Raw genomic sequence first — 24,983 nt, forward strand, 5'->3', positions numbered from 1 at the left:
TTCTAAACAAAGGTAATCAATTATCGAATTCAAAATCGCCACCCATTTCTAACATCTGAAAGTTCTTGAAATCTTTGTCAGAATCAAAACCGTTTCCTTTTGTAAAACCAGTCGTTCTTTTAAAATAAAAAGGATAATTGGTAAACACCCATTCTAACTTTTGGTTATAGTAGAGTTGTTCTGTAAATAAGGTGTCTTTATTTTGAGTTGCAATAACCACATCACCACTTAAGTCTATAATATCGGTTTCTGTATAGAAAATGGCATATTTAGAGGTTATTGTGGTCTTATTATTATCATCATCGTAAACCTTAAGCTCTATGCCATCTGGAAATTCCGAAAAAGCAAAACCTCTATTGGAATAATCTAGCATTTTTGGGCTTAGAAGATTTGCTAGAAGCTTTACTTCTGTAGTATCATCTTGAAGTTCCGTATATTTTAAATCGATATTTTCTGCTTCGCCAATAGGTTGGTTTTGTAAAATACCAACTTTTTGAACTTCGCTAAAATCATTTTTACATGAAAAAAACAAAGTCACAACAATTGCTGTGACTAAGTTTTTTATAATATGTAAATAATATCTTGACATTAAATATTTGGGACAGTTACAGAACGTCCTATCCAACATCCAATTTTAATTACTGTACCTGAGCAGCTACAGTTAAATATATCTGCTTTAGATGGTGCACTAGCTCTATAACTTGTAGCAGTTTTAGCGGCAGCAGACCTTAAACGACCATCTACTCTACCAGCTTTTTCTGCTTCATTAGCTGCTAGCCAAAATACTGCTCTTTTGTTAAAGTTAGTGTCACCACAATTATTAGCACTCTTAGCGTACATTGCTGCAATTGCTAAATATGGTGAACCATCTGAAGGATTTAGCTTTAAAGCTTCCATGAAATATTGTCTAGCCTTACCGTAACTACCTTTAGCTTTAAACTCTTGAGCCAACTTCTTGTAAAGTTTTGCCTTTTTTAAAGGATCTGTTTCTAACTGTACTGTTTGGTTAAAATACTTTTGTTCACCAGTAAGTAAATATAAATAGAATGCTGTGTCTGCACTTGGCTCAATACTATTTTTTTGTTGAACTAACTTAAGAAATAAAGGATCTTCTTTACAACCTTTAGCATACATTCTATTCATTGCTCGTTGTAACCAAACTCCATTGTTCTTGTTTTCTTCAAAGTCTCTTTGATATAATGGCACTAAAACTGCACAAGTGGCTCTTTTTCCAAGTTTTTGATCCATACTTGGCAATATCTTAGTTTCATATACTTCAATGCTTGACTCATAGAATTTTTTACGCTGTGTGTCTTTTTTACCTAATGTCTCACCTGCTTCTTCTTTCTCTACAAGTTTATTTAGCTTGGTTGTATATTCACTAACGATTCCCTCTATAAGTTCATTAACATCATCATACTTATCAAACATCTGTTGAGCTTCCTTTTTACCATCGTCAAACAAATCTACGATAAGTGAAAAATGCGTGTAAAGTCCTTTAGCGCTAGTAAAATTTTTTGCATCTTTCACATAAGCTTCATCAAACATGTTATAGACTTGGTCGTTAGTTTTGTTTAATTCTTTTCTATACTTGTAAGCCAAGTTTGCTTTATCAGCTAAAATTTCGCCTAAATCGTACTTAGATGCAAAATATTCTCTACTTTGATCGTATAATAACATTAAATCATTAATATAAGCGACTTGATCTACACCTGTTGCGCTTTTAATTTTATGTAATAATATTTTCTCTCCATGTGCATAAATGGCTCTATTAAATCTCGGGCACTTATCGCGTACAATTTTCCACGGTCCATAAGCGTCATCGTATTTTTTGCTTTTCACATAGCTATCAAACATTGATAGATTGTTCATACATTCTTCATCTTGCTGAGCAAAACCTATGTTGAAACTCACAAAAAGTGCCAGTAGCAGTATAGTAATTCTCGTCTTCATCTTAATTATTATTGTTAGTTATACTTCTTTTGTCTAAACCATCTAGAGTTTAAAGATAAACTTACATTGAAGTTTACAAAACTCTCTTGAATTAAGTTTTTGTTAGTTGTTCCTCGTTGTCCAAATTCAAATCCAAAATTTGCATTAGAAAACAGACTTCGTTTTCCAACTGGTAAACCTAGACCAAAAGATATGCCAAACTCCTTTATAGATTCATCTTTTATTACTAAACCTGTATTTGCGAAGTTAAAACCAGCTCTGTAAACCACTCGTTTAAAGTAACCTGAAAAGGCATTGTAATCGGGTATAAAGAATCCACCTAAAGAAATTTGAGACGCATTCTCAAAGGTAGAAATTTCGTTGTTAAAAACTGGGTTAGAAAAATTACTTGTATTTTGAAATGTATATTCCGCACCTACAAACCATGATTTTGGATCTCCTAAACCTGCACCTAAGGATAAACGCGAAGGCATTGTTAGTTTTGTGCTTTCAAGATTTTGGACTTGCAGGTCTGCTTCTAATGTAGTCGAGATAGCTAACACATCGAAAGTACTTCCATCTAAAACAACAGTTGAGAACGACCTTATATTTTCAGAATTCAATTTACTTTCCGGTGTATATGTTGCAGTAGCAGACAGTTCTAACTTATCAGAAATCATGGTTTTATATGCCATTCCAAAATTTATATTTAGCCCACTCAAATCTGATCTATTAAATTCTCTGGTTTGATACTGTACAACATCACCTTCAGGTGTATATGCTACCTCAATTGCTGTATTTTTAATATTCCCAAAATTGTAATTAAAATCTACCCCAAAACTCAATTTATCAGAGATTTGGTACCCTAAACCTGCAAATACTTTATTAACACCTCCTTCACCACTGTAACGATTTACCAACCCATCATCATCATTAACGTCATCGAGCTTGTAACCTACCGAGGTAAATGGCAATAAACCAAAACCAAAACCAAACTTCCCTACAGGTACGGATAATGCTAAATAGTCAAGATTAGAACTGTTTGTTTTAGCCTCACCAGAATCACTCTTTAAAGTGGCACCAGACATGGTACCAGCGACAGTAAACTTTACTGGTCTGCTTTCGTTATCAAAAGGGATAGTCTCAACATTTTTACCAGCATATGACGCCGGATTTCTAAGGTTTACATGTATGCTATCTAAGTAAACACTAATACCTCCCATACTCCGATTTTCTACAGTTCCTTTAAACTTAAGACTACCTATTCCATAAAATGAATATGGAGATGCCGTTCCTGTTTGCGCATATGCAAAAGAACTAATAATTGTAATACAAATTACAATGAGTCGCTTTATCATTATTTTGAGTTATAATCTAGAATAAAATTTAAACCTTCTAATAGAAAATTTGAATTCGCAAATATGCTATTTTTTAATTGGTTTGACAAAAATTTGGTATCTCCTCCTGTTAAAATAACTGTTAAATCCGAATATTCTAGCAGATATTGGTCAATAACACCATCAATTTCTTTAATAACTCCAAATACAACACCAGAATGAATCGACGATTCTGTTGAGTCTCCTATAATTGATTGAGGCAGGTTTGTTTCTAATAACGGAAGATTAGCCGTTAAATTATTTAAGGTCTTATACCTCAATCTTATACCAGGCGAAATTGCACCACCCAAATAATCGTTTCTGTCGGTTATGAAGTCGTATGTAATACAAGTACCAGCGTCTATTATTAAGACATTTTTATCTGTGAACTGGCTAACAGATGCACTAACTAAAGCTATACGGTCAACACCTAGTGTTTTTGGTGTTTTATACAGGTTCTTAAAAGGTAGTTCTGTATTAGAGCTTAACTCTATCATTTTTAAATCTTCATCTACCACTTCAACTTGTTTTTTAGACAAACGCCCAACAGAAGAAATGATTGCAAACTTTAACTTTGGAAAGTCCTTTTTTAGTATTTTATATTCTTTTTTAAACTGAGAAAGCTCAAAACTAACTTTATGAATTAAGTTTTTGTCTTTATAAACTGCAAACTTAACATACGTATTTCCCACATCTACAATAAGATTCATAAGCTTTGTGTATTGTGCAAATTTATAAAATCAAATTTTACAAGTTTCTTTTTGTGAATAATAAAATTGCATATATATTTGCATCCGCTTAATTAAGCAATTGGTGCCTTAGCTCAGTTGGTAGAGCAAAGGACTGAAAATCCTTGTGTCCCTGGTTCGATTCCTGGAGGCACCACCTTAAAAACCCGATTCAATTGAATCGGGTTTTTTTATGTAAAAATAGTATATTAGCTTGTTCGGCTTTCACTAAGTCATAACTGAACTTTACTCAAAAAGAATTAATTATAATGTCAGATAACAATAAAGAACAATTCATGAAAGAAGCTGTAAACACAGCTTTAAAAGGCATGAGCAATAATGAAGGTGGACCATTTGGTTGCGTCGTTGTAAAAGACGGTAAAATTGTCGGACGAGGAAACAACAAAGTTACTTCCACAAATGACCCAACAGCACATGCTGAAATAACTGCCATAAGAGATGCCTGCAAAAATCTAGATTCATTTCAATTAGATGGTTGCGAGATTTACACCTCTTGCGAACCTTGCCCAATGTGTTTAGGAGCTATTTATTGGGCGCGACCAGATAAAGTATATTATGGAAGTAATCAAGAAGATGCTGCAAATATTGGGTTTGATGATGAGTTTATTTATAAAGAAATTCCATTACCATATGCAGAACGCAGCATCCCTTTTGAGCAGTTAGCTCGTGAGATTGCTTTAGAACCTTTTCAAGAATGGTCTAAGAAAGAAGATAAAACTGAATACTAGTAAATGATCACCTTCATCCTAAATAACAAAACCATAACAACGTCAGAACATTCTGGGACGACCTTATTAGATTTTGTACGCTACGAACAACGTCTCACAGGAACCAAGATTGGTTGTCGCGAAGGAGATTGTGCTGCATGTACCGTTTTAGTTGGAGAATTGAAAAATGATACTATCGCATACCAAAGTATCACCTCTTGTATTTCTCCTTTAGGAAATGCACATGGTAAACATATTGTAACTGTTGAAGGCACCAATCTTCAAAATAAGCTAACAACAGCTCAAGAAGCGATGAAAGCTAATTATGCCACGCAATGTGGATTCTGCACTCCTGGTTTTGTGGTTTCACTGACTGGTTTTGCCTTATCAAATTCTGAAAAGAATTATAGTAATGCATTAGATGCCATAAGTGGGAATATTTGTCGTTGCACTGGGTATAAGGCTATTGAAAAGGCAGCACATCAAGTTGTTGAAAAACTAGAAAATTACAAACAAGAAAACAGGTTTGATTGGCTAATCGCAAACGGTTTTATCCCTGAGTACTTCTCGGATATTCCACAACGTTTAAGAGACATAGAATTCAAAGATCTTAATCAACCTAAAGGAAAATATGTGTCTGGTGGAACTGATTTATATGTGCAACAAGCAGATCATTTAGCAGACAACGATGTGCATCTTATTGCTGAAAAAGATTACCTAAAAGGCATTTCTATTAAAAACGATGTTTGTACAATTGGAACTAACTCAACAGTTTCCGATTTATGGAATCATGTTGAATTAAATTCTATTCTACCCAACTTAAAAAAGCATTTAAAATTGGTGTCTTCAGAACAAATTAGAAATATGGCTTCCATTGGAGGTAATTTGGTAAACGCCTCTCCAATTGGTGATATGACTATTCTCTTTTTAGCCCTTAACAGCGAAGTCACGATTCTTATTGAGGATAACCAAGAGCGAACCTTAGCACTAAAAGACTTCTATCAAGGCTATAAAACTTTCGATTTAAAAGAAAGTGAACTCTTAAAAGAAATTCATTTTAAACTCCCAACTAAGCAATCGTATTTCAACTTTGAAAAAGTTTGTAAACGAACCCATTTAGATATTGCAACTGTAAACTCTGCTATTCATATTTCAGTAGAAAACAATACAATTACAGAAGCACATGTGTCTATTGGTGGTGTAGCCGCCATTCCGAAATATTTACACGAAACATCAGCATTCTTAATAGGAAAATCATTGACTTCCGAAACCATACTAAATGCAAGTGATATACTTCAAAACGAAATCTCACCAATTAGTGACGTTCGTGGCACAAGCGACTATAAACACTTATTAGGACGACAATTATTCTTTGCACATTTCACAGAATTATTTCCTGAAGTATTCGCCTTAAACGATTTTGTTCAGCATGCATAAAAACAACTCAAATACTTCTCTTAATTCGAAATTAGATGCTGTTTCTATTGCTTTAAAGCAGAGCATTAAAAACTTAGATTCTTACACACATGTTCGCGGTGAATCGTTGTATGTAGATGATGTTAATGTGAGACAAGGCACATTTCATGCTGTGGTTTTTGATTCTCCAAAAGCCCATGGGAAAATAAAACATATCGACTATTCTAAAGCAGAAGCCTTAGAAGGTGTTGAACGCATTTTTACCTATAAAGATGTTCCTGGTGAAAATGAAATTGGAGGCATTATTAAAGATGAACCTTTATTCGCAGAACACGACGTTCATTTTTGGGGAATGCCAATTGCATTAATTGTTGCTGAGTCTGAATTCATCGCTAGAAAAGCTAGAGGATTAATAGAAATAGATATTGAAGAATTACCAGTCATCACAACTGCAAAACAAGCCAAAGCAAAAGGTAGTTTTATCAATGCACCAAGATCATTTAGTCTCGGAGATGCAGAAAAAGCATTTAAGGATTGTGAATACGTTTTTGAAGGTGAAACCTTTTCAAACGGACAAGAACACTTATACATTGAAGCACAAGGTGCTTATGCAGAACCTTTAGAAAATGGCAATATAAAAATCACCTCATCAACTCAAGGACCAACAGCTGTTCAAAAAACAGTGGCAAATGTTCTTGGAGTTGCTATGCATAAAATTGAAGTCGATGTCACACGTTTAGGTGGCGGATTTGGTGGTAAAGAAGACCAAGCGACACCTTGGGCAGTCATGGCTGCTTTAGCGACTTATCATTTAAATCAGTCCGTAAAATTAATACTGAATCGTCATGACGATTTACGAATGACTGGCAAACGTCATCCTTATGAAAGCAGCTATAAAATTGGACTTTCAAAAGATTTAAAAATACTAGCTTACGAGGCTGAATTCCTTCAAAATTCTGGAGCAGCAGCTGATTTATCTCCTGCTATTGCTGAGCGTACTTTGTTTCATGCTACGAATAGTTATTTTGTTCCGAATGTAACAACGACAGTGATTAGTTGTAAAACCAACTTACCACCAAACACAGCCTTTAGAGGTTTTGGTGGGCCACAAGGTATGTTTGTTATAGAATCGGCTATTGCTAAAGCAGCTTCAGAAATTGGTGTGTCCTCAAGAGAAATTCAAGAAGTGAACTTGTTAGACGAAGACGACACCTTTTCTTATGGGCAGATTGCTAAAAAAGTAGAAGCAAAAAACACTTGGGATTCGGCTAAATCGATATTTAATATTGAAGCACTAGAAAAAGAGGTTGAAGATTTCAATAAGAATAATTCAAGTTTCAAAAAAGGATTGGCTTTTATGCCAATTACGTTTGGAATTTCGTTTACCAACACACCAATGAATCATGCGAGAGCGTTAGTTCATATTTATCTTGACGGCAGTATTGGAATTAGTACCGCTGCAGTAGAAATGGGACAAGGTGTCAATACGAAGATGATGCAAATTGCAGCGCAAGTATTTTCGATTCCAATTGAAAAAATTAAGATTGAAACTACCAATACAACTAGAGTCGCCAACACCTCTCCTTCTGCCGCAAGTTCTACAGCTGACTTAAATGGAAAAGCAACTTTAATGGCTTGTAATTCACTTTTAGAACGCTTAAAAACTGTAGCGTCAGAAGACTTAAACACTTCAGAAAACAACATCACTTTAAAAGATGAATGTGTTTATGTCAATGGTAAAAAATCAGAATTATCTTGGACAGAACTCATTAGTAAAGCAATGCTAAAACGTGTAGCTTTAACTGAAAACGCACATTACGCCACACCAGAAATTCACTTTGATAAAACCTTAGAAAAAGGACATCCTTTTGCCTATCATGTTTACGGAACAGCAATCACAACTGTTACTGTTGATTGTACTCGTGGTATCTACGAATTTGATTCCGTCAAAATTGTTCATGACTACGGAAAAAGTATGAGTGAAGGTATTGATTTAGGACAAGTTGAAGGAGCATTAGCACAAGGTATTGGTTGGATGACGATGGAGGAAATTGCTTACAATGATGAAGGTCGCTTACTATCAAATGCCTTATCAACGTATAAGATTCCTGATATATTTTCGGTTCCAAAAGAAGTAGAAGTTATACCTGTTGAAACCGAAGGAAACGATATGGCCATTTTAAAATCTAAAGCCGTTGGAGAACCACCTTTAATGTATGGTATTGGTGCTTATTTTGCGATTCAGAATGCGATAAAAGCATTTAACCCAAACTATGATTTAAAATTTCATGCACCAATGACTCCTGAGAAAGTATTAATGGGTTTGTATAAAAAATAGAACGCTGATGACACAGATATATATGATCTTCGCAGATAAAAAAATCATATTTCATCATGTTTATCTGCGTTCCAATAGTATAAAATGAAAGAATTCCTAATCTATAGCTCTCGTTGTTTTATCGACTCACAATTTATTGAGGCAACGCTACATATAAAAAACGAAAAAATACTTCAGATTTATAAAGGGATTCATAAAATTGAAAACATCCCGTTTTTAGATTATAACAACCTCATCGTCATGCCAGGCATTATTGATGCACATGTTCATATAAACGAACCTGGTCGAGAGACTTGGGAAGGTTTTGATACTGCTACAAAAGCAGCGGCAATTGGTGGAGTCACCACATTAATTGAAATGCCTTTAAATGCGAGTCCTGTTACAACTGACGTCAGCGCTTTTAAGCTAAAACAAGACGCTTCGAAGGGCAAACTTCATGTGAATTGTGGGTTTTATGGAGGCATTATTCCTGCAAATAAAAACGATATTGAAGACTTATTAAATGCTGGTGTTTTCGGAATTAAAGGCTTTTTAACCCATTCAGGAATCGATGAATTCCTTAATGTTTCAAAAGCAGATTTAGAAGCTATTGCTCCAACTTTAAAACAATATAATATTCCGCTATTATTGCATTGTGAGCTAACTGATGATAATGTTCCGGAAGTAACGAACCCAAAAAATTATCAAGCCTATTTAGAGTCACGACCTCAACATTGGGAAACAAATGCTATTGATTTAGCTTTAGATATTCAAAAACAATTTGATATAAAAGTACATATCGTTCACCTTTCTGCTTCAAAAGGAATTGAACGCATCAAAAAGCGCAAACAAGAAACCAATAAACTCACAGTTGAAACCTGTCCGCAATATTTATACTTTAATGCTGAGAACATTCCAGATGCGTCTCCAATTTTTAAATGTGCACCACCAATTAGAGAAAAAGCAAACAATAATGAGCTTTGGGAGTTTTTATTAGACGATGGTTTTAATTTTTTAGCGTCAGACCACTCACCTGCTCCACCAGAGCTTAAGCAATTAGAAAGTGGTGATTTTTTTAAAGCTTGGGGAGGAATTTCAGGTTTGCAATTCACGCTTCCTATATTATTTTCAGAAGGCAAAAAAAGAGGCTTACAAACTGAAAAACTAATTCCACTGCTAACAAAAAAGCCAGCAGAGTTCTTAGGAATCGATAATATAAAAGGTGATTTAAAAGTTGGATATGATGCAGATATCACTATTTGGGATGATTCGGAAGAATTTACTATTTCAGAAGATTCTATTCAACATAAACATAAAGCAACGCCTTATTTAAACGAATCCGTTTTTGGAAAAGTAATTCATACATTTGTTAATGGTGTTCAAGTCGTTGAAAATTCAAAACTAAAGACGCTTCAACAAGGACAACTATTGATAAAAAATTAGAACACAGATAACGCAGATTTAGCAGATTTTCACTGATAAATGAATAAAATATCAGCGTCATCAGTGTTGAAAAATAGATATATTGAAAAATAAATGATAGAAGATAAATTAAAACAATATACAGATTTAGCATCAGAGAAAATTGGAGGTCAAGTTTTATACTGTACTGATGACTTTTTTGCTGAAAAAGAAAATCTAATTAAAGAAGGACGAGGCATTTTTATTCCAGACAAATACACCGAATTTGGTAAATGGATGGACGGCTGGGAATCTAGACGCAAGCGTACTTCTGGACATGATTGGGCAATTTTAAAATTAGGTGCCGAAGGAAAAATTAAAGGCTTCGATATTGATACCAATCATTTTTTAGGTAATCATCCTCCTCATGCTTCTGTTGAAGCTATTAATTTAGGAGATTCTCATGTATATTGGAGCAAAGCAGACGAACTAGAGTGGGAAGAAGTCTTACCAAAATCACCATTAGATCCAGGAAGCCAGCATTTTTTTGAAATCAATTCTGATGAAATTTTCACGCATGTTCGCCTTCATATTTATCCAGATGGTGGAGTTGCTCGTTTTAGAGTTTATGGTGAAGTTTATAAAGATTGGTCTAAAGTTGATTCGGATGAAATAGTTGATTTAGCATTGGTAAACAACTGCGGAAAAGCATTGCATTGCAATGATATGTTTTTTAGTGTTATGGACAATCTCATCTCACCGACAAAGGGAAAAAACATGGGAGACGGCTGGGAAACTAAACGTAATAGAACACCAAACAATGAAGATTTTGTAATTCTGAGATTAGGACATCCTGGAATGGTTCATAAAATTATTGTAGATACAAAACATTTTAAAGGTAACTATCCAGATTCTTGTGCAATTGATGTTTGTAGTTGTGATAATGATGAGGATGTTTTAAGTGGTAAACATGAATGGAAACCACTACTTCCGCAACAAAAACTTGAGGCTGATAAAGAGCATCATTTCGAAAAAGAAATTTTACCAACTGAACACCCAGTGACTCATGTAAAGTTAAAAATATATCCAGATGGTGGTATCAGTAGATTACGTATCCTAGGAACTATTAAATAAATTGAATGATTGAAGTAATTTTACTTTTAGCTTGGCTTGTTATTTTTTCTGTAATAGTTGCTGCTACCTATCAATTACATCATTCTATTAAAGCACTTAAGGCTCAAGAAAATTATGAAAAGGCTGATACACTTCAAACTTCTCAAAACTGGTTTTATGGTTTAATAGTAATTGCTTCGGTTTGTGGTATCGGTATCTTGTATCTTTTTCTTAAAGGAACTATTTACGAAAGCCACTTTTTTGAATGGTTAAATCTTACGGTTAGACTTATCCATATTACTTTTGGTATTGCTTGGATTGGAGCTTCATTCTACTTTGTGTTTTTAGAAAATGCCTTAAATAGAACTGAAGGTGTAAGAGATGAGTTAGCTGGGAATTTATGGGCAGTTCATGGTGGTGGTTTTTATTATGTTGAAAAATATAAACTCGCTCCTAAAAAAATCCCGAAGCATTTACATTGGTTTAAATATGAAGCTTACTTTACTTGGTTATCTGGTTTTTGTTTGCTTGCCATAGTTTATTATTTTAATGCCAGTTCTTATTTAATCGATCCAGAAGTTTTAGATATTCTGCCATCAACTGCTATAACAATTAGTATAAGTTCCTTAATTATTGGTTGGGTTTTATACGATCAGATATGTAAACTATTAAGCAATAATAAAGTCGTATTTACTTTAGCCATTACGGCTTTAGTTTTTCTTTTTGCTTGGTTCTATTCACAAGTATTTAGTGGCAGAGCTGCATATATTCACTTTGGTGCTTTTCTGGGAACATTAATGGCAGCCAATGTGTTTTTTATTATAATTCCAGGTCAAAAACGAATGGTCGCTGCCGCAAAAAAAGGGTTACCACCTAATCCTGCAGATGGCAAAGCTGCATTTTTAAGATCGTACACTAATAATTATTTTACGCTTCCAGTGTTGTTTGTGATGATTAGTAATCACTTTCCTAGTACCTTTGGAAATAGCTACCAATGGCTAGTACTAATTGGAATTACTTTAGGAACAGCTGGTGTAAAACATTATTTGAATATTAGAGAGAAAGGAGAGCTATCCGTTTGGGTAATGCCTATTTCTGTAATTATTCTATTTGGAATGGCATTTATGACCGCTCCTACACCTCCAAAATATGAAAATTGCCAAGAAATTGTTTCCTTTACAGAAGTTCAAACTATTGTAAATAAAAGATGTACGGCTTGTCATTCATCAAATCCTACAGATGCTATCTGGAAAGTAGCACCAAATGGAGTGAAATATGACACAGCGGATCAGATTTATAATTTACGAGATAAGATTTTTCAACGGGTAGTTGTGAGTAAGAATATGCCATTTAACAACAACCAAACCCAAATGACACAAGAAGAACGTGACATGATTAATTGCTGGATTAATCAAGGTGCGCCAAAATAAATGAAACGCAGATAACGCAGATTTATTAAGATTCGCACAGATTAAAATATAAAAATCAATGAGTAACTGCTAAATCAGTGTCATCTGTGTTCAACCAATAATAACGATTATGATTACATTAAGTCAACTTAATTCACTTTCAGAGCAAAAATTATTTATGCTTTTAGAACAATGCTGTGTTTCTAAAACTTGGGTGAATAGCATAATTGAGAGCAGACCATTTTCTTCTGAAAATGAACTGATAAAAAAAGCAGCTTCTATTTGGTATAACGATTGTACCATTGAAGATTTTGAAGAAGCTTTCACTGGTCATCCAAAAATAGGAAATGTAGATAGCTTAAAAGAAAAGTTTTCGCATACAGCAGAGTGGGCAGAAAATGAGCAGTCTAAAATGGCTGAAGCAAATGTGGAAACGATTGAAGCTTTAGCTGAAGCTAACAAGTTTTATGAAGATAGATTTGGCTATATATTTATTGTAAGTGCCAGCGGAAAATCTGCTGATGAAATGTTAGCTATTATAAATTCTAGATTGAAGAACCAACGAGATGATGAAATTTATGTAGCCATGAATGAGCAACATAAAATCACTGTGATTCGTTTGGTGAAACTTATAGAAGGTTTGTCTGCAAACGCAGATTTAAGTAGTCATTTAACAACACATGCTCTTGATACATCAATAGGATCACCAGCAAAACATATGCTCATCACCTTAAAAGGCTTACGTAAAAATCAATGGAAACCAATGAGTGTTGGTATTACCAATACTGATGGTAGAATTTCAGATGTATTACCTCCTGGTCGATTTTTAAGTCCTGGAGTTTACAGTATGACTTTTGACACCGCAAACTATTACAAGAACAATAACCAAAAAGGTTTTTATCCTGAAGCTTCAATTCAATTTGAAGTCACTGATGGTAGCCATTATCATATTCCATTATTAATTAATCCATTTGGATACTCAACTTATAGAGGTAGTTAGAATTAAATATATTTAAGCATGAATTTAAGTATTTCAGAAGATAAAAAAGCGAATATTTTTGACGATTTAAAAACGGCAAATCAAACGTTCAATAAAATATACAGAGGAGACAGAGAAGACAGACAACCTATTCATACAGTTTATGGTGGAGCCAACCTTTTCAAGTCTAATACTACAGATGTTTTAGGGAATATTGCTTTAAAATCATTGTTGCATTATGCTCCAAATTTTATTGAATTTGGTAAAGCGTTTAAATTAAAAGGAAGTAAAAAGTTACCATCAAAAACTAAAAAGCAACTAAAGCTTATAAAAGAATTAGAAGGTTTATCTAAAGAAGACTTAAAAAATCATCCTGCAGGCTTTTCATATAATATCTATCAAAAAGTAATTGCAAAATTAGAAACTGAAGGTGTTGAAGATTTTAGAATTGATTTTGAAGATGGTTTCGGTAATCGTTCAGATAAAGAAGAAGATGATACTGCAGTTTTTGCAGCAAAACAAGTTGCTATTGGAATTAAAGACCAAACGCTTTCTCCATTCATTGGAATTCGCATTAAACCTTTTACTGAAGAATTAAAACATCGTGGACAAAGAACACTCGATTTGTTCTTAACAACATTACTAACTGAATCTAACGGAAAACTACCAGATAATTTTATAGTGATGTTACCTAAAGTGACCATTCCAGAACAAATTGTAGCTTTGGTATCCTTTTTTGAAGTGATAGAAGAAAAATTCAATTTAGAATCTGGAACACTCAAAATGGAGATGATGGTAGAGACTACACAATCTATTATGGATCATAATGGAACAAATCCATTGTTCAGATTTATAGCAGCAAGTAAAGGGCGTTGTATTGCAACTCATTTTGGAACTTACGATTATACAGCTTCTAATAACATTACAGCATCGTATCAAGAAATGGATCACGATGTTTGTGATTTTGCACATTACACAACTAAAGTTGCATTAGCACACACAGGTATTTGGCTTTCTGATGGAGCAACTAATACGATGCCAATTGGACCACATCGTGGTGATTTAACAAAAGCGCAAGAGAAAGAAAATAAAAAAGTTGTTCATCGTGCATGGTTAAAAGGTTATGAGCATATTCGTCATTCATTATATAAAGGTTTATACCAAGGTTGGGATTTAAATCCTGCGCAATTACCAATGCGCTACACTGCAGTTTACGCCTTCTTTTTAGAAAGCTATGATGACGCAGTGTTGCGTTTAAAAACCTTTGTAGAAAAAGCTGCTCAAGCCACTTTAATTGGTGATACCTTTGATGATGCAGCAACTGGACAAGGTCTATTAAATTATTTCTTAAAAGCATTAAATAGTGGAGCCATTACTATTGACGAAGTCTTAGCTACTGGATTAACTTTAGATGAAATTAGAACACGGTCTTTTGCTAAAATATTAAAGGATAGACGTGCTAAATTGAAGTAAATTTTTATAGGCTTTCTAAATCTTCTTTATTAATGACTTCATATATATAAATCTGATAATGCTCAATAATGTCATTCAATAGAGATTCACGAACGACTAAAATTAGATGATGAGATTTCCTGTTTTTATGCTGAGCAATTATGCTTTTAGCTGAATCGTGTAAACCGATGTTTTTAAGTTCAAGCTTACCAAGCTCATCAACAACTAAGTATAAATAATCTCTTTGGTCATTACTCTTAAGCAAATAATCATTTGCGTTCTGAAACGATGATTTTAAAAATTGAAATGGCCCAATTGAGATTATATTGTGGTCTTTAGTATCAGAATTCGCTGCAAGAGGATACGTATCTTTCGATTTAATGTTTAAGAAATAGCGCTTTCCTTTCTCATCATCAGGACATAACACACCATCGACATCATTTCGATTTTTACACCAGTCTAAAAGCGCTGTTGTCTTTCCTGTTCGTATATCACCCGTAAGTATATAAATCATTCTGAAGACACTTTAAAATGAATACAATTAGAAATACTATTTGCCATAAAATATTTAAAACGTGTATAGCCTTTTAGGTGTGATGTTTCTTTCCATGTATGTGACAATATCTGTCTAAAATAAGGAAACAAATCCATCGCATTAGTGATATCCTCTTTGTACTGCGATTCCTTTTTACTCAAATATTTACGAACTAATTTCAATAAAAACGGTCCTAAAACTAAATACCAAAGCATCAAAATTAAAAAGCTACGTAATAATATATAAATGGCTTTTTGCCAACCAAATAGGTTTCCACCAAAAAGTGAAAATGCCAATACAATAATGGCGACTGTAATTAACCAAACCCAAATTACTTTGGTTTTGAATGAGACTTTAGGTTTTTCATTAGTTAATAACACTTCAACAGATTCGAGATAAAAAACAGTTTCCTTTCGCTCTGAAATTATTTTAATGACACTTCTAATAAATAATCCTGCTAGTAAACCTGCAATTCCATAAACCACTAAATAAAAGGTCACTAGCATTGAAGTCGTGGAAGATTCTGAAACAAAATTCATTTTTTTCTGAACCCAAGCACCATAGATATTAATGGCCTCCCATAATTCTGTTCCATAAACAATAGTGAGTATTAATAATTTCTGAAGTGCTGACTCTAAAAATGTTACGATTCCTAAAATCATTAACGTTACACCTTTCCAAGAAAACTTAGAGAATAGCAGAGCACCAAAAAGTGCTTGAAAACTAACTGCGACATAAGCACCAAAAGGAGAATAAGGACTTACTGCCATTTTTATTATTAGGACAATTACGAGTGCCTTTAAAATTGCTTGCCACTTATTTTCGGCATAATAGGCAATTAGACTAATTAGTAAAATTGCAATTCCACCAACAATTAATCCAGTAAAAGGTGTGCTAAATACATGCAAGAAACCACCTAAACCAGATTCATTCAGAGCCCAAAGTGCAGTTAATTTATCTATGATAGATTTGTTATTTTTCATGTAGAGATTCTTCGCTATGCTCTGAATGGCACTATCTATTTTGTTACTGGTTGATAATGCACTTGAAGTAATTGTGCTACAACACTAATAGCAATTTCCTTTGGTGTATCACCACCAATTGGTAATCCTATTGGACAAATGACATTACTCATACCTTCTTCAATATTCATCTCTTTAATAAGCATATTATTAAATCGAACTTTCTTCGTTTTACTGCCTATTAGACCTAAGAATTTGGTTTGGTTTTCTAATGCCATTGCAATAATATCAAAGTCTATAGCGTGATTATGAGTCAGTACCAAAACATAACAATTATTTCCCCAAGTTACTGCATCGCTAAAGGTTTTAAAATCCGTTACCTTCACCTGGCATTTAATAATACTTTCATCAACATCTATTTCAGAAAACCAACCCTCACGAGAGTCAATAAGTTTCACTTTAAAAGGTGTATCGACTAATAATTTGGCGATTTCAGTACCAATATGTCCTGCGCCAAATAAAAATAATTCTGGAGATAGATTCATAGGTTCTATTATAAATTCCACTTTTCCACCACAGCATTGTTCAAACTCTGGACCTAAAGTATAAGACGACTCAATTATTCTATTCTCTTTAAGAGCAGTAATGGCTTCGTCTATGGCTTTAAATTCTAGTTTTCCTCCGCCAATTGTTCCATATATAGATTTGTCTTCTGTTACAATCATACGCGACGAAACCACACAAGGCGCTGAACCTAAACACTTGGTAACAGTAACCAGAGCAACAGGTTGTCGCTTTGACTTAAATTCTGATAAACGTTCAATCCAGTTCTTCATGCTGTATAAAAAGAAACTTTAAAAATAAGGTTTTTTACTTGAAGATATCTTTAATTTTAAAATCTAGACTTTGATAATTTAAATGTTATTTCAGAATTGAAAAATTTTGCCTTTTTTCTGTAATCTTTAAGAATTAACTTCGACAAAAATTACTATATTGATTTTTCGTAAAATTTATAAATAATAATACATGTCTAAGACTTATTATGATCCAGCGGATCTAAGAAAATTCGGAAATATCACAGAGTGGAATGAAGAACTTGGAAACAAGTTTTTTGAATATTATGGGAAAGTTTTTGAAGAAGGAGCTTTAACAGCACGCGAAAAATCATTAATCGCCTTAGCCGTATCTCATACAGAACAATGTCCTTATTGTATAGATGCCTATACAAAAGACACCTTGCAACGTGGAGTAACAAAGGAAGAGATGATGGAGGCTATACATGTTGGTGCTGCTATAAAAAGTGGTGCAACATTAGTACATGGAGTGCAAATGATGAACAAGGTTAATAAATTAGATAGTTAGAAACCATACTAACCATTAATTAATCCCCAAGTAATACAAACAGACAACCCAAATTAATGGCAACAAAGTCCCTTAAAAAAAGACATAGCGATTTAGCAAATAGTAATAGACAACTAGAAATTCTGTCCAATGGTATTTTTCAAAGTGGTGAATTACCAACTTTTAAAAACAAAATTTCTGAAACGAGTCAGTTTCCGCTAACGGCAAAAAAACTTGAAATTTTACAAATCAACGTAGGCTACATGTGTAATCAAGTTTGCAATCATTGCCATGTAGATGCTGGTCCAGATCGAAAAGAAATAATGACTAGAGTCACCATGAGACAGTGCCTTGATGTCATAAAAAATACTGGAGCTCATACTTTAGATTTAACAGGTGGAGCACCAGAAATGAATCCGGATTTTAGATGGTTTGTAGAAGAAGCTGCAAAAGCAGGAATTAAAGATTTTATAGTAAGATCTAATTTAACTATTATTCGCGCTAATAAAAAATATTACGATTTACCAGAATTCTTTAAAAAACACAATGTACATGTAGTGAGCTCAATGCCGCACTGGACAAGAGGGAAAACGGACAAACAACGCGGTGAAGGTGTTTTTGATAAATCAATTAAGGCATTACAAGAACTGAATGCAATTGGTTATGGCATGCCAGATAGTGATTTACGACTAGATTTAGTCTATAATCCATCTGGTGCATTTTTGCCCGGAGACCAAACGTCTATGGAAAAGGATTTCAAAAAAGCATTATCTGAAGATTTTGATATTCAATTTCATAATCTTTTTGCCATTACAAATTTACCGATAGCGCGTTTCTTAGATTACTTAATTGCCTCTGAGAATTACGAAGATTACATGTATTCTCTTGTGGAAGCATACAATCCTGCAGCTGTAGAAAATGTAATGTGTAACAATACACTTTCTATTAGTTGGGATGGCTATTTATTTGATTGTGATTTTAATCAAATGTTAGAATTACCCGTAAATAGTAAAGTGAAACATATTTCTCAATATAACGAAGAACTGCTTGAAGGTAGAGATATAGTTATTTCACAACATTGTTATGGTTGTACTGCAGGAGCAGGAAGTAGTTGCCAAGGATCAGTAGCTTAAAAATTCCTTCGAAGGCAGGAATCTCATTACTATGAAAAACAAAATTTTATACATATTCATATTTCTTTCGAGCACTGGGTTCGCACAAGAAAGCATTTCAGAATTACTAAAAAAACACAATTCTGAAAGCATTCCTTACATCTCAGTACAAGAATTAGCGATGCCAAAAACTAAAGCTATTCTTTTAGATGCAAGAGAAATTTCTGAATATAAAGTAAGCCATCTACAAGATGCAATATATGTTGGTTATGATGATTTTGATATTTCAACTGTTACTAAGAAATTTACAAATAAATCATCTAAAATAGTTGTGTATTGCTCTTTAGGTATTCGCTCAGAAGATATTGCTGAACGCCTTAAAAAAGCTGGGTACACAAATGTATATAATCTGTTTGGTGGCATTTTTGAATGGAAAAACAAAGGTTTTACGGTTTATGATAATGAAGATAAGCCAACAGAAAATGTGCATGCATTTTCAAAAGAATGGAGTAAATGGCTTTTAAAAGGAATAAAGATTTATGACTGATGCACTAGTAATTGTTTTTGTGAAAAACATAAAATTAGGAACTGTAAAAACAAGACTGGCTAAAACTATAGGAGATATTGGTGCCTTTGAAGTGTATTCTGAACTCGTAAAAATAACAGAAAAGGCGACAGAGAAATTAGATATTGATAAACGGATTTATTTTTCTAATGCTGTAGTTGATACAAAATGGAAAAATGATTTTAAGACAGTTCAAAATGGCGTTGATTTAGGTGAACGAATGTTAAATGCTTTTAAGGAAGGATTTGAAGTTGGCTATAAAAAAATAGTCTTAATTGGCTCTGATTTGCCAGACTTAAATGAGACTTACATAACAAAAGGTATCGAAGCCTTAAATGAAAATGATGTTGTCTTCGGACCTGCGGAAGATGGAGGCTACTATCTTATTGGTTTATCAAAAATTGAAGAATCCATTTTTAAAAATAAACCTTGGAGTCAGCCAAATTTACTAAAGCAAACGTTACAAGAGTTACAAAGACTTCAAATAACGGTTAGTACCTTAGAGCCTCTAAATGATATTGACACTTATGAAGATTTAATTGCTTCCAACTTTTATAAATTAAATTTAAAATTACAAGAAAAAATACAACAGTTTAATGATTAAAATTATTACAGAAAGCACTGAATATCTACAAAGCAAAGGCTTTAATAATCCTGAAATTGGCATCATATTAGGCACCGGATTAGGGCAGCTTATTGATGAAATCGAAGTTTTAGCAGAAGCGAGTTATAATCATATACCTAACTTTCCTGCTGCAACTGTTGAGTTTCATAAAGGCAAATTAATTTATGGTCTTTTAGCAGGTAAAAAAGTAGTGGTAATGCAAGGTCGCTTTCATGTTTATGAAGGTTATACATTACAAGATGTTACGTTTCCTGTTCGTATCATGGAAAAATTAGGTATAAAAACCTTATTAGTTTCAAATGCTTCTGGAGCTATTAATCTAGACTTTAAAAAAGGAGAATTAATGCTTATTGACGATCACATCAATTTACAAGGAGGTTCTCCTTTAGCTTTTAAAGGTGTTTCAGAACTTGGTGAACGTTTTACAGATATGAGTGCTCCTTATAATGCTGAAATAAATGCAAAATTTGAAAACATTGCTAAAGCCAATAATATAAAATTACATAAAGGTGTTTATGCTAGTGTGGTTGGTCCTCAATTAGAAACTAGAGCAGAATACCGAATGCTTAAAACAATTGGTGCTGATGCTGTTGGTATGAGTACAGTTCCAGAAATTATTGTTGCCAATCATTTGAATCTAAAAGCTGTTGCTGTCTCTGTTTTAACAGATGAATGCGACCCAAATAATTTAAAACCAGTTAATATAGGCGAAATTATTGCAATGGCAGGAAAAGCCGAACCGAATATGATTACATTATTTAAAGAATTAATAAAAACGTTATAACGTCATTCCGAAAGAAGTGAAGGAATCTCTTTAATGAGATTGCCACGTCATTTCATTCCTCGCAAAGACATAAAAAAAGACTATGAGTTACTTAGAAGCTACAAACGATTTATATAAAGAAGCTGCATTAACACCAGATGTTGGTTTATGCTGTACTACAAATCCTATTTGGGAATTGCCTGGTTTAAAGATTCCAAAAATTATGCAAGAAATGAACTACGGTTGTGGTTCTACTGTACATGCAAGAGATTTAACCAATAACCCTAAAATGCTTTATGTAGGTGTTGGTGGAGGAATGGAATTACTACAATTCGCATATTTCAACAGGCAAAAAGGTGGAGTTGTTGGTATTGATGTGGTTGATGAAATGTTAGAAGCATCTCGTAAAAACTTTAAAGAAGCTGAAGAACAAAACGATTGGTTTAAATCTGAATTTGTAAACCTTGTAAAAGGCGATGCATTAAACTTAAATGTTGAAGATAATTCTGTTGATGTTGCCGCACAAAACTGTTTATTCAACATTTTTAAAGCTGAAGATTTAAAGAAAGCTATAGAAGAAATGTATCGTGTTTTAAAACCACATGGTAAATTGGTAATGAGTGATCCAACTTGTGAGCAACCAATGAATGACGAATTGCGCAATGACGATCGTCTTAGAGCATTGTGCTTAAGTGGTAGTTTACCAATTGCTAAATACGTAAAGGCTTTAACTGATGCTGGATTTGGTACTATTGAGATTAGAGCCAGAAAACCGTATAGAATTTTAGATACTAAAAACTATCCGACTGATGAATTGATTTATATAGAATCTATCGAAGTTGCAGCTATTAAAGATCCTATGCCAGCAGATGGCCCTTGTATATTTACTGGTAAAGCAGCTATTTATTATGGAGATGAAGATTATTTTGATGATAAGGCTGGTCATATCTTATTAAAGAATCAACCTTTAGCTATTTGCGATAAAACGGCAGGAGCTTTACAAGATTTGGGTAGAGATGATATTTATTTCTCAGAATCTACATTTCATTATGATGGAGGTGGTTGTTGCTAGGCGATAATCGCCATTTATTTAGTCCTGTCAGGTTTTTAAAACCTAGCAGGTCTGAAAATATAAAAGGCATATCGAAAATTTTAAGGCATCTATCAAGTTAGATGCCTTTTTTAGAACCTAAATTTCACATTCTTCGTAAGTAATTAAGGGCATATGCGTCAAACTTAATTATATACATCTCTATGATTTTAATTCTTCTTTTTATTTCTGCTTGTTTCTTAGCTTATAGCAATGGAGCAAATGATAATTTCAAAGGTGTTGCCACGCTTTTTGGAAGTGGAACGACTGATTATAAAAAAGCAATAAACTGGGCAACTATAACTACACTTTCGGGTTCTGTTGCAGCAATATTTTTAGCCAATGAATTGGTAAAGAATTTTTCAGGAAAGGATTAGTACCAGACGAACTTATCACACTACCAATATTTGCTATATCAATAGCTTTAGGAGCAGCTTCAACAGTTTTTCTTGCCACTAAAATTGGAATGCCCATTTCTACAACACACAGTTTAGTTGGAGCATTATTTGGTGCTGGCGTAGTAGCTGTTGGCTCACAATTTAACTTTGAGAAATTAGGTAGCACATTTTTAATACCTCTTATAATTAGCCCTTTAATGGCTGCCATTTTAAGTTTAGTAGCGTATTTAATTTTTAGATTCTTTAGAAAGCAATTGGGTATCACAAAACACACACAACTAAACATTCATAAAAAACAAGAAGTAGAAATAGCTACACTAAATATAGATAACACATCAACTTTAAGAACAACAACAAAACTAGAGGCAACTATAGAAAATAATGTAGAAACTTATGAAGGTGAGATTTTAGGATTGAGTTCTCAAAAAGTGTTAGACGTATTGCATTATTTAAGTGCAGGAATTGTGAGTTTTGCAAGAGGCTTAAATGACACACCAAAAATTGTTGGATTATTATTAATCATTAACGTAATTGACATAAAATGGAGCATGATTGTTATAGCTATAACTATGGCTATTGGTGGTTTAATGAATTCGAAAAAAGTGGGCATTACAATGAGTAAAAAAATTACACCCATGAATGCTGGCCAAAGCTTTACAGCAAACATTATTACTGGTTTATTGGTTACCACTGCAAGTATTCATGGTTTGCCAGTTTCTACCACGCATGTTTCTGTAGGTTCTATTTTTGGCATTGGAACTGCTACAAAAAAAGCTGATTACAAAATGATAAGTAAAATATTGTTATCTTGGTTGCTCACGCTTCCAATTGCAGCAATTATTAGTGGTTTATTATTTAAACTATTAGAAACACTTTAATAATTATATCTTATCGAAAAATACATAGACATAATAAAAAATTCATATTCGGGATATTGGAACTATCTCAAATACGAGCTGATAGACCTTAATCACTGGGACAATTTTTTCTATGGACTTATTGCTATCTCTATTTTAGTTTGGATACTAGAAGTTGCATTCCCTTGGAGGAAAGAGCAAGCTTTATTTAGAAAAGATTTTTGGTTAGACGCATTCTATATGTTCTTTAATTTTTTTATTCTAAACCTCATTATTTTAATTGTTTTATCAAATACCTTTTCAGAATTTTTTAATGATATACTGTTTAAAATAGGGCTGACTATTTCTAGTTTTCAAATTTTCGATATAGACAAATTACCTAAATTGATAGGTCTTTTAGTCTTCTTTATAGTTTCTGATTTTGTACAATGGAATACACATCGTCTTTTACATCGTGTAGAATGGCTCTGGAATTTTCATAAAGTACACCACTCAGTAAAAGAAATGGGCTTTGCAGCGCACTTACGTTACCATTGGATGGAACCTATAGTCTATAAGTCTTTATTATATATTCCTATTGCAATAATCGGTGGTTTTGATGCTCAAGATGTAGCTATTGTTTATTTCTTCTGCATTGCTATTGGTCATTTAAATCACGCTAACTTAGGCTGGGATTATGGTTTATTAAAATACATATTTAATAATCCTAAAATGCATATTTGGCATCACGCTAAAGATTTACCAAAGCATGTAAGGTATGGTGTTAATTTCGGACTAACATTAAGTCTTTGGGATTACATCTTTAAAACTAATTTTGTGCCTTATAATGGCAGAGATATTGAGTTAGGTTTTGAAGGTGATGAAACATTTCCTAAAGATTTTGTGAATCAGGAATTATATCCTGCATTCTCGCGAAAGCGGGAATCTGATGAATAGAACATTAAAACATGCAATATATTTCAACTTTAATATTAATATTATTTGTTTCTTCATGTTACGGAACAAAAAATGTAACTGAAACGCAGCCTGAACCAGTAAAAAAAATTGCTGTTGTAACAGAAGTACCTGATGTAGTTGAAACTGAACCATCTAGTGATGATGGTGAAATCCAACAAATGGTTGAAGTTGTTGATAACGAAGGAAATACTATAGCAGAAGTTGAGAATGAAGATGAAGCAATAGAGGTTCTAAAAAATATAGAAACCAAAAAGCTTAACGATAGTGTTTACTTTATCAAAGTAGCAAGTCATGATAAGTGGCAAAAACTCTTGCAAAAAAATGTTTCAGAAAAAGGTAATGTCAATTATTTAGGGTTTAAAAAAGACAAAACTGAATTGAAAGAGTACATCAATTATTTGTCTGAAAACCAACCAACTGAAAAGTGGATAAAAAACGACAAACTTGCCTATTGGATAAACGCTTACAATGCATTAACTGTAGATTTAATCATTCGTAATCATCCAACAAAAAGCATTAAAAATATAAAAGACCCTTGGGATCAGCGATTATGGCAATTCGGTGATAAATGGCAGAATCTTAATGACATTGAGCATAAAATATTACGTAAAATGAATGAACCACGTATTCATTTTGCAATTGTTTGTGCTTCAGTATCTTGTCCAAAACTTCAAAATGAGGCATTTACTGCAGCCAATTTAGAAGAACAGCTGACTAATGCTACCAAAGAATTTTTGGCAGATACGTCCAAAAACGAACTTTCAAAAGATAGAATTAAACTCTCTAAAATCTTTAAATGGTTTAAAGGAGATTTTGAGCAAAATGGAAGTTTGATTGATTTTCTAAATCAATATTCTGATGTAGAAATTTCCGACAAAGCAAAGAAAAATTTCAAAGATTATAATTGGGATTTGAATGATTAATTTT

At 33.3% G+C, this 24,983-nt stretch carries 25 protein-coding genes and 1 tRNA gene; 19 read left to right on the forward strand and 7 right to left on the reverse strand.

The features are described 5' to 3' along the window. Positions 1 to 16 precede the first annotated feature (16 nt). The 4 genes from lptC to AAC053_RS03425 are packed head-to-tail and all read right to left on the reverse strand — an operon-like array spanning position 17 to position 4,018. Positions 17 to 589: an LPS export ABC transporter periplasmic protein LptC gene (gene lptC / locus AAC053_RS03410; protein ID WP_339752824.1), complete on the reverse strand. Its 573-nt coding sequence runs from the start codon at positions 587 to 589 to the stop codon at positions 17 to 19. Then, on the reverse strand, positions 589 to 1,953 hold the full coding sequence (locus AAC053_RS03415) for a hypothetical protein (protein WP_339752826.1): 1,365 nt from the start codon (positions 1,951 to 1,953) through the stop codon (positions 589 to 591). Before AAC053_RS03415 ends, lptC begins: the two co-directional genes overlap by 1 nt. A 14-nt stretch (positions 1,954 to 1,967) precedes the next feature. After that, complete coding sequence (locus AAC053_RS03420; RefSeq protein WP_339752828.1) at positions 1,968 to 3,290, reverse strand: hypothetical protein; 1,323 nt, start codon at positions 3,288 to 3,290, stop codon at positions 1,968 to 1,970. Further along, entirely contained in the window at positions 3,290 to 4,018 is a 729-nt protein-coding gene (locus AAC053_RS03425; protein ID WP_339752831.1) for a type III pantothenate kinase, read from the reverse strand. The genes AAC053_RS03420 and AAC053_RS03425 overlap by 1 nt, the downstream gene beginning before the upstream one ends. Before the next feature lie 102 nt (positions 4,019 to 4,120). Between AAC053_RS03425 and AAC053_RS03430 the strand changes: the two genes are divergently transcribed. The 9 genes from AAC053_RS03430 (at position 4,121) to AAC053_RS03470 (ending at position 14,872) form a co-directional block, all read left to right on the forward strand. After that, a tRNA-Phe gene (locus AAC053_RS03430) sits at positions 4,121 to 4,193 on the forward strand. Positions 4,194 to 4,305: 112 nt separating this feature from the next. Next, on the forward strand, positions 4,306 to 4,785 hold the full coding sequence (locus AAC053_RS03435) for a nucleoside deaminase (RefSeq protein WP_339752833.1): 480 nt from the start codon (positions 4,306 to 4,308) through the stop codon (positions 4,783 to 4,785). 3 nt (positions 4,786 to 4,788) lie between these two features. Next, a complete protein-coding gene (locus AAC053_RS03440) occupies positions 4,789 to 6,201 on the forward strand; it encodes an FAD binding domain-containing protein (RefSeq protein WP_339752836.1) in 1,413 nt (470 codons plus the stop codon). Continuing rightward, the gene (locus AAC053_RS03445; protein ID WP_339752838.1) at positions 6,194 to 8,518 is read left to right on the forward strand and encodes a molybdopterin cofactor-binding domain-containing protein; all 2,325 of its coding nucleotides are present in this window, start codon (positions 6,194 to 6,196) and stop codon (positions 8,516 to 8,518) included. The genes AAC053_RS03440 and AAC053_RS03445 overlap by 8 nt, the downstream gene beginning before the upstream one ends. Before the next feature lie 84 nt (positions 8,519 to 8,602). After that, positions 8,603 to 9,940: an allantoinase AllB gene (gene allB / locus AAC053_RS03450; protein ID WP_339752840.1), complete on the forward strand. Its 1,338-nt coding sequence runs from the start codon at positions 8,603 to 8,605 to the stop codon at positions 9,938 to 9,940. Between the two features lie 93 nt (positions 9,941 to 10,033). After that, positions 10,034 to 11,032: an allantoicase gene (alc, locus tag AAC053_RS03455; RefSeq protein WP_339752843.1), complete on the forward strand. Its 999-nt coding sequence runs from the start codon at positions 10,034 to 10,036 to the stop codon at positions 11,030 to 11,032. A 5-nt stretch (positions 11,033 to 11,037) separates the two neighbouring features. Then, positions 11,038 to 12,441: a urate hydroxylase PuuD gene (locus AAC053_RS03460; RefSeq protein WP_339752846.1), complete on the forward strand. Its 1,404-nt coding sequence runs from the start codon at positions 11,038 to 11,040 to the stop codon at positions 12,439 to 12,441. Positions 12,442 to 12,550: 109 nt separating this feature from the next. After that, on the forward strand, positions 12,551 to 13,420 hold the full coding sequence (gene uraD / locus AAC053_RS03465) for a 2-oxo-4-hydroxy-4-carboxy-5-ureidoimidazoline decarboxylase (protein WP_339752848.1): 870 nt from the start codon (positions 12,551 to 12,553) through the stop codon (positions 13,418 to 13,420). Between the two features lie 18 nt (positions 13,421 to 13,438). Beyond that, entirely contained in the window at positions 13,439 to 14,872 is a 1,434-nt protein-coding gene (locus AAC053_RS03470; RefSeq protein ID WP_339752850.1) for a hypothetical protein, read from the forward strand. A 4-nt stretch (positions 14,873 to 14,876) separates the two neighbouring features. On the opposite strand, the gene AAC053_RS03475 is transcribed toward AAC053_RS03470, so the two are convergent. From AAC053_RS03475 to xdhC, 3 genes are read right to left on the reverse strand one after another with little or no spacing between them, the layout of a single operon-like run. Then, a complete protein-coding gene (locus AAC053_RS03475; RefSeq protein ID WP_339752852.1) occupies positions 14,877 to 15,365 on the reverse strand; it encodes a nucleoside-triphosphatase in 489 nt (162 codons plus the stop codon). Then, complete coding sequence (locus AAC053_RS03480) at positions 15,362 to 16,369, reverse strand: hypothetical protein (protein ID WP_339752854.1); 1,008 nt, start codon at positions 16,367 to 16,369, stop codon at positions 15,362 to 15,364. Before AAC053_RS03480 ends, AAC053_RS03475 begins: the two co-directional genes overlap by 4 nt. Positions 16,370 to 16,404: 35 nt before the next feature. Then, positions 16,405 to 17,184 carry a xanthine dehydrogenase accessory protein XdhC gene (xdhC, locus tag AAC053_RS03485; protein WP_339752856.1) on the reverse strand — a complete coding sequence of 260 codons (780 nt, stop codon included), beginning with the start codon at positions 17,182 to 17,184 and terminating at the stop codon, positions 16,405 to 16,407. Between the two features lie 190 nt (positions 17,185 to 17,374). Here xdhC and AAC053_RS03490 point away from each other — a divergent pair, with 190 nt between their 5' ends. From AAC053_RS03490 to AAC053_RS03535, 10 genes are all read left to right on the forward strand, one after another. Then, on the forward strand, positions 17,375 to 17,710 hold the full coding sequence (locus tag AAC053_RS03490) for an arsenosugar biosynthesis-associated peroxidase-like protein (RefSeq protein ID WP_339752857.1): 336 nt from the start codon (positions 17,375 to 17,377) through the stop codon (positions 17,708 to 17,710). 56 nt (positions 17,711 to 17,766) lie between these two features. After that, entirely contained in the window at positions 17,767 to 18,822 is a 1,056-nt protein-coding gene (gene arsS / locus AAC053_RS03495; RefSeq protein ID WP_339752859.1) for an arsenosugar biosynthesis radical SAM (seleno)protein ArsS, read from the forward strand. A 31-nt stretch (positions 18,823 to 18,853) separates the two neighbouring features. Continuing rightward, on the forward strand, positions 18,854 to 19,348 hold the full coding sequence (locus AAC053_RS03500) for a rhodanese-like domain-containing protein (RefSeq protein ID WP_339752861.1): 495 nt from the start codon (positions 18,854 to 18,856) through the stop codon (positions 19,346 to 19,348). Next, on the forward strand, positions 19,341 to 19,970 hold the full coding sequence (locus AAC053_RS03505; RefSeq protein ID WP_339752863.1) for a TIGR04282 family arsenosugar biosynthesis glycosyltransferase: 630 nt from the start codon (positions 19,341 to 19,343) through the stop codon (positions 19,968 to 19,970). Before AAC053_RS03500 ends, AAC053_RS03505 begins: the two co-directional genes overlap by 8 nt. Next, on the forward strand, positions 19,963 to 20,775 hold the full coding sequence (locus tag AAC053_RS03510; protein ID WP_339752865.1) for a purine-nucleoside phosphorylase: 813 nt from the start codon (positions 19,963 to 19,965) through the stop codon (positions 20,773 to 20,775). Before AAC053_RS03505 ends, AAC053_RS03510 begins: the two co-directional genes overlap by 8 nt. 82 nt (positions 20,776 to 20,857) lie before the next feature. Further along, a complete protein-coding gene (arsM, locus tag AAC053_RS03515; protein WP_339752868.1) occupies positions 20,858 to 21,826 on the forward strand; it encodes an arsenosugar biosynthesis arsenite methyltransferase ArsM in 969 nt (322 codons plus the stop codon). Between the two features lie 182 nt (positions 21,827 to 22,008). Further along, positions 22,009 to 22,221, forward strand: a complete 213-nt coding sequence (locus AAC053_RS03520; protein ID WP_339752871.1) for a hypothetical protein — start codon at positions 22,009 to 22,011, stop codon at positions 22,219 to 22,221. A gap of 41 nt (positions 22,222 to 22,262) precedes the next feature. Next, a complete protein-coding gene (locus tag AAC053_RS03525; protein ID WP_339752876.1) occupies positions 22,263 to 23,120 on the forward strand; it encodes an inorganic phosphate transporter in 858 nt (285 codons plus the stop codon). 12 nt (positions 23,121 to 23,132) lie between these two features. Further along, entirely contained in the window at positions 23,133 to 24,035 is a 903-nt protein-coding gene (locus AAC053_RS03530; RefSeq protein ID WP_339752877.1) for a sterol desaturase family protein, read from the forward strand. An 11-nt stretch (positions 24,036 to 24,046) separates the two neighbouring features. Beyond that, positions 24,047 to 24,979 (forward strand): DUF547 domain-containing protein, encoded by a 933-nt coding sequence (locus AAC053_RS03535; protein WP_339752873.1) that lies wholly within the window; start codon positions 24,047 to 24,049, stop codon positions 24,977 to 24,979. Positions 24,980 to 24,983: the final 4 nt, after the last annotated feature.

The sequence above is a fragment of the uncultured Winogradskyella sp. genome (assembly GCF_963975125.1).
Lineage (GTDB): Bacteria > Bacteroidota > Bacteroidia > Flavobacteriales > Flavobacteriaceae > Winogradskyella.

What these genes read in the sequence shown, in the direction of transcription:
- AAC053_RS03510 (WP_339752865.1), top strand. Translation starts at nt 19,963, where the DNA reads ATGATTAAAATTATTACAGAAAGCACTGAATATCTACAAAGCAAAGGC.
- AAC053_RS03480 (WP_339752854.1), bottom strand. Translation starts at nt 16,369, where the DNA reads ATGAAAAATAACAAATCTATCATAGATAAATTAACTGCACTTTGGGCT.
- AAC053_RS03440 (WP_339752836.1), top strand. Translation starts at nt 4,789, where the DNA reads ATGATCACCTTCATCCTAAATAACAAAACCATAACAACGTCAGAACAT.
- AAC053_RS03505 (WP_339752863.1), top strand. Translation starts at nt 19,341, where the DNA reads ATGACTGATGCACTAGTAATTGTTTTTGTGAAAAACATAAAATTAGGA.
- AAC053_RS03460 (WP_339752846.1), top strand. Translation starts at nt 11,038, where the DNA reads ATGATTGAAGTAATTTTACTTTTAGCTTGGCTTGTTATTTTTTCTGTA.
- allB (WP_339752840.1), top strand. Translation starts at nt 8,603, where the DNA reads ATGAAAGAATTCCTAATCTATAGCTCTCGTTGTTTTATCGACTCACAA.
- AAC053_RS03415 (WP_339752826.1), bottom strand. Translation starts at nt 1,953, where the DNA reads ATGAAGACGAGAATTACTATACTGCTACTGGCACTTTTTGTGAGTTTC.
- AAC053_RS03490 (WP_339752857.1), top strand. Translation starts at nt 17,375, where the DNA reads ATGTCTAAGACTTATTATGATCCAGCGGATCTAAGAAAATTCGGAAAT.
- arsM (WP_339752868.1), top strand. Translation starts at nt 20,858, where the DNA reads ATGAGTTACTTAGAAGCTACAAACGATTTATATAAAGAAGCTGCATTA.
- lptC (WP_339752824.1), bottom strand. Translation starts at nt 589, where the DNA reads ATGTCAAGATATTATTTACATATTATAAAAAACTTAGTCACAGCAATT.
- AAC053_RS03435 (WP_339752833.1), top strand. Translation starts at nt 4,306, where the DNA reads ATGTCAGATAACAATAAAGAACAATTCATGAAAGAAGCTGTAAACACA.
- xdhC (WP_339752856.1), bottom strand. Translation starts at nt 17,184, where the DNA reads ATGAAGAACTGGATTGAACGTTTATCAGAATTTAAGTCAAAGCGACAA.
- uraD (WP_339752848.1), top strand. Translation starts at nt 12,551, where the DNA reads ATGATTACATTAAGTCAACTTAATTCACTTTCAGAGCAAAAATTATTT.
- AAC053_RS03520 (WP_339752871.1), top strand. Translation starts at nt 22,009, where the DNA reads ATGATTTTAATTCTTCTTTTTATTTCTGCTTGTTTCTTAGCTTATAGC.
- AAC053_RS03420 (WP_339752828.1), bottom strand. Translation starts at nt 3,290, where the DNA reads ATGATAAAGCGACTCATTGTAATTTGTATTACAATTATTAGTTCTTTT.
- AAC053_RS03470 (WP_339752850.1), top strand. Translation starts at nt 13,439, where the DNA reads ATGAATTTAAGTATTTCAGAAGATAAAAAAGCGAATATTTTTGACGAT.
- AAC053_RS03500 (WP_339752861.1), top strand. Translation starts at nt 18,854, where the DNA reads ATGAAAAACAAAATTTTATACATATTCATATTTCTTTCGAGCACTGGG.
- AAC053_RS03535 (WP_339752873.1), top strand. Translation starts at nt 24,047, where the DNA reads ATGCAATATATTTCAACTTTAATATTAATATTATTTGTTTCTTCATGT.
- arsS (WP_339752859.1), top strand. Translation starts at nt 17,767, where the DNA reads ATGGCAACAAAGTCCCTTAAAAAAAGACATAGCGATTTAGCAAATAGT.
- AAC053_RS03475 (WP_339752852.1), bottom strand. Translation starts at nt 15,365, where the DNA reads ATGATTTATATACTTACGGGTGATATACGAACAGGAAAGACAACAGCG.
- AAC053_RS03445 (WP_339752838.1), top strand. Translation starts at nt 6,194, where the DNA reads ATGCATAAAAACAACTCAAATACTTCTCTTAATTCGAAATTAGATGCT.
- alc (WP_339752843.1), top strand. Translation starts at nt 10,034, where the DNA reads ATGATAGAAGATAAATTAAAACAATATACAGATTTAGCATCAGAGAAA.
- AAC053_RS03425 (WP_339752831.1), bottom strand. Translation starts at nt 4,018, where the DNA reads ATGAATCTTATTGTAGATGTGGGAAATACGTATGTTAAGTTTGCAGTT.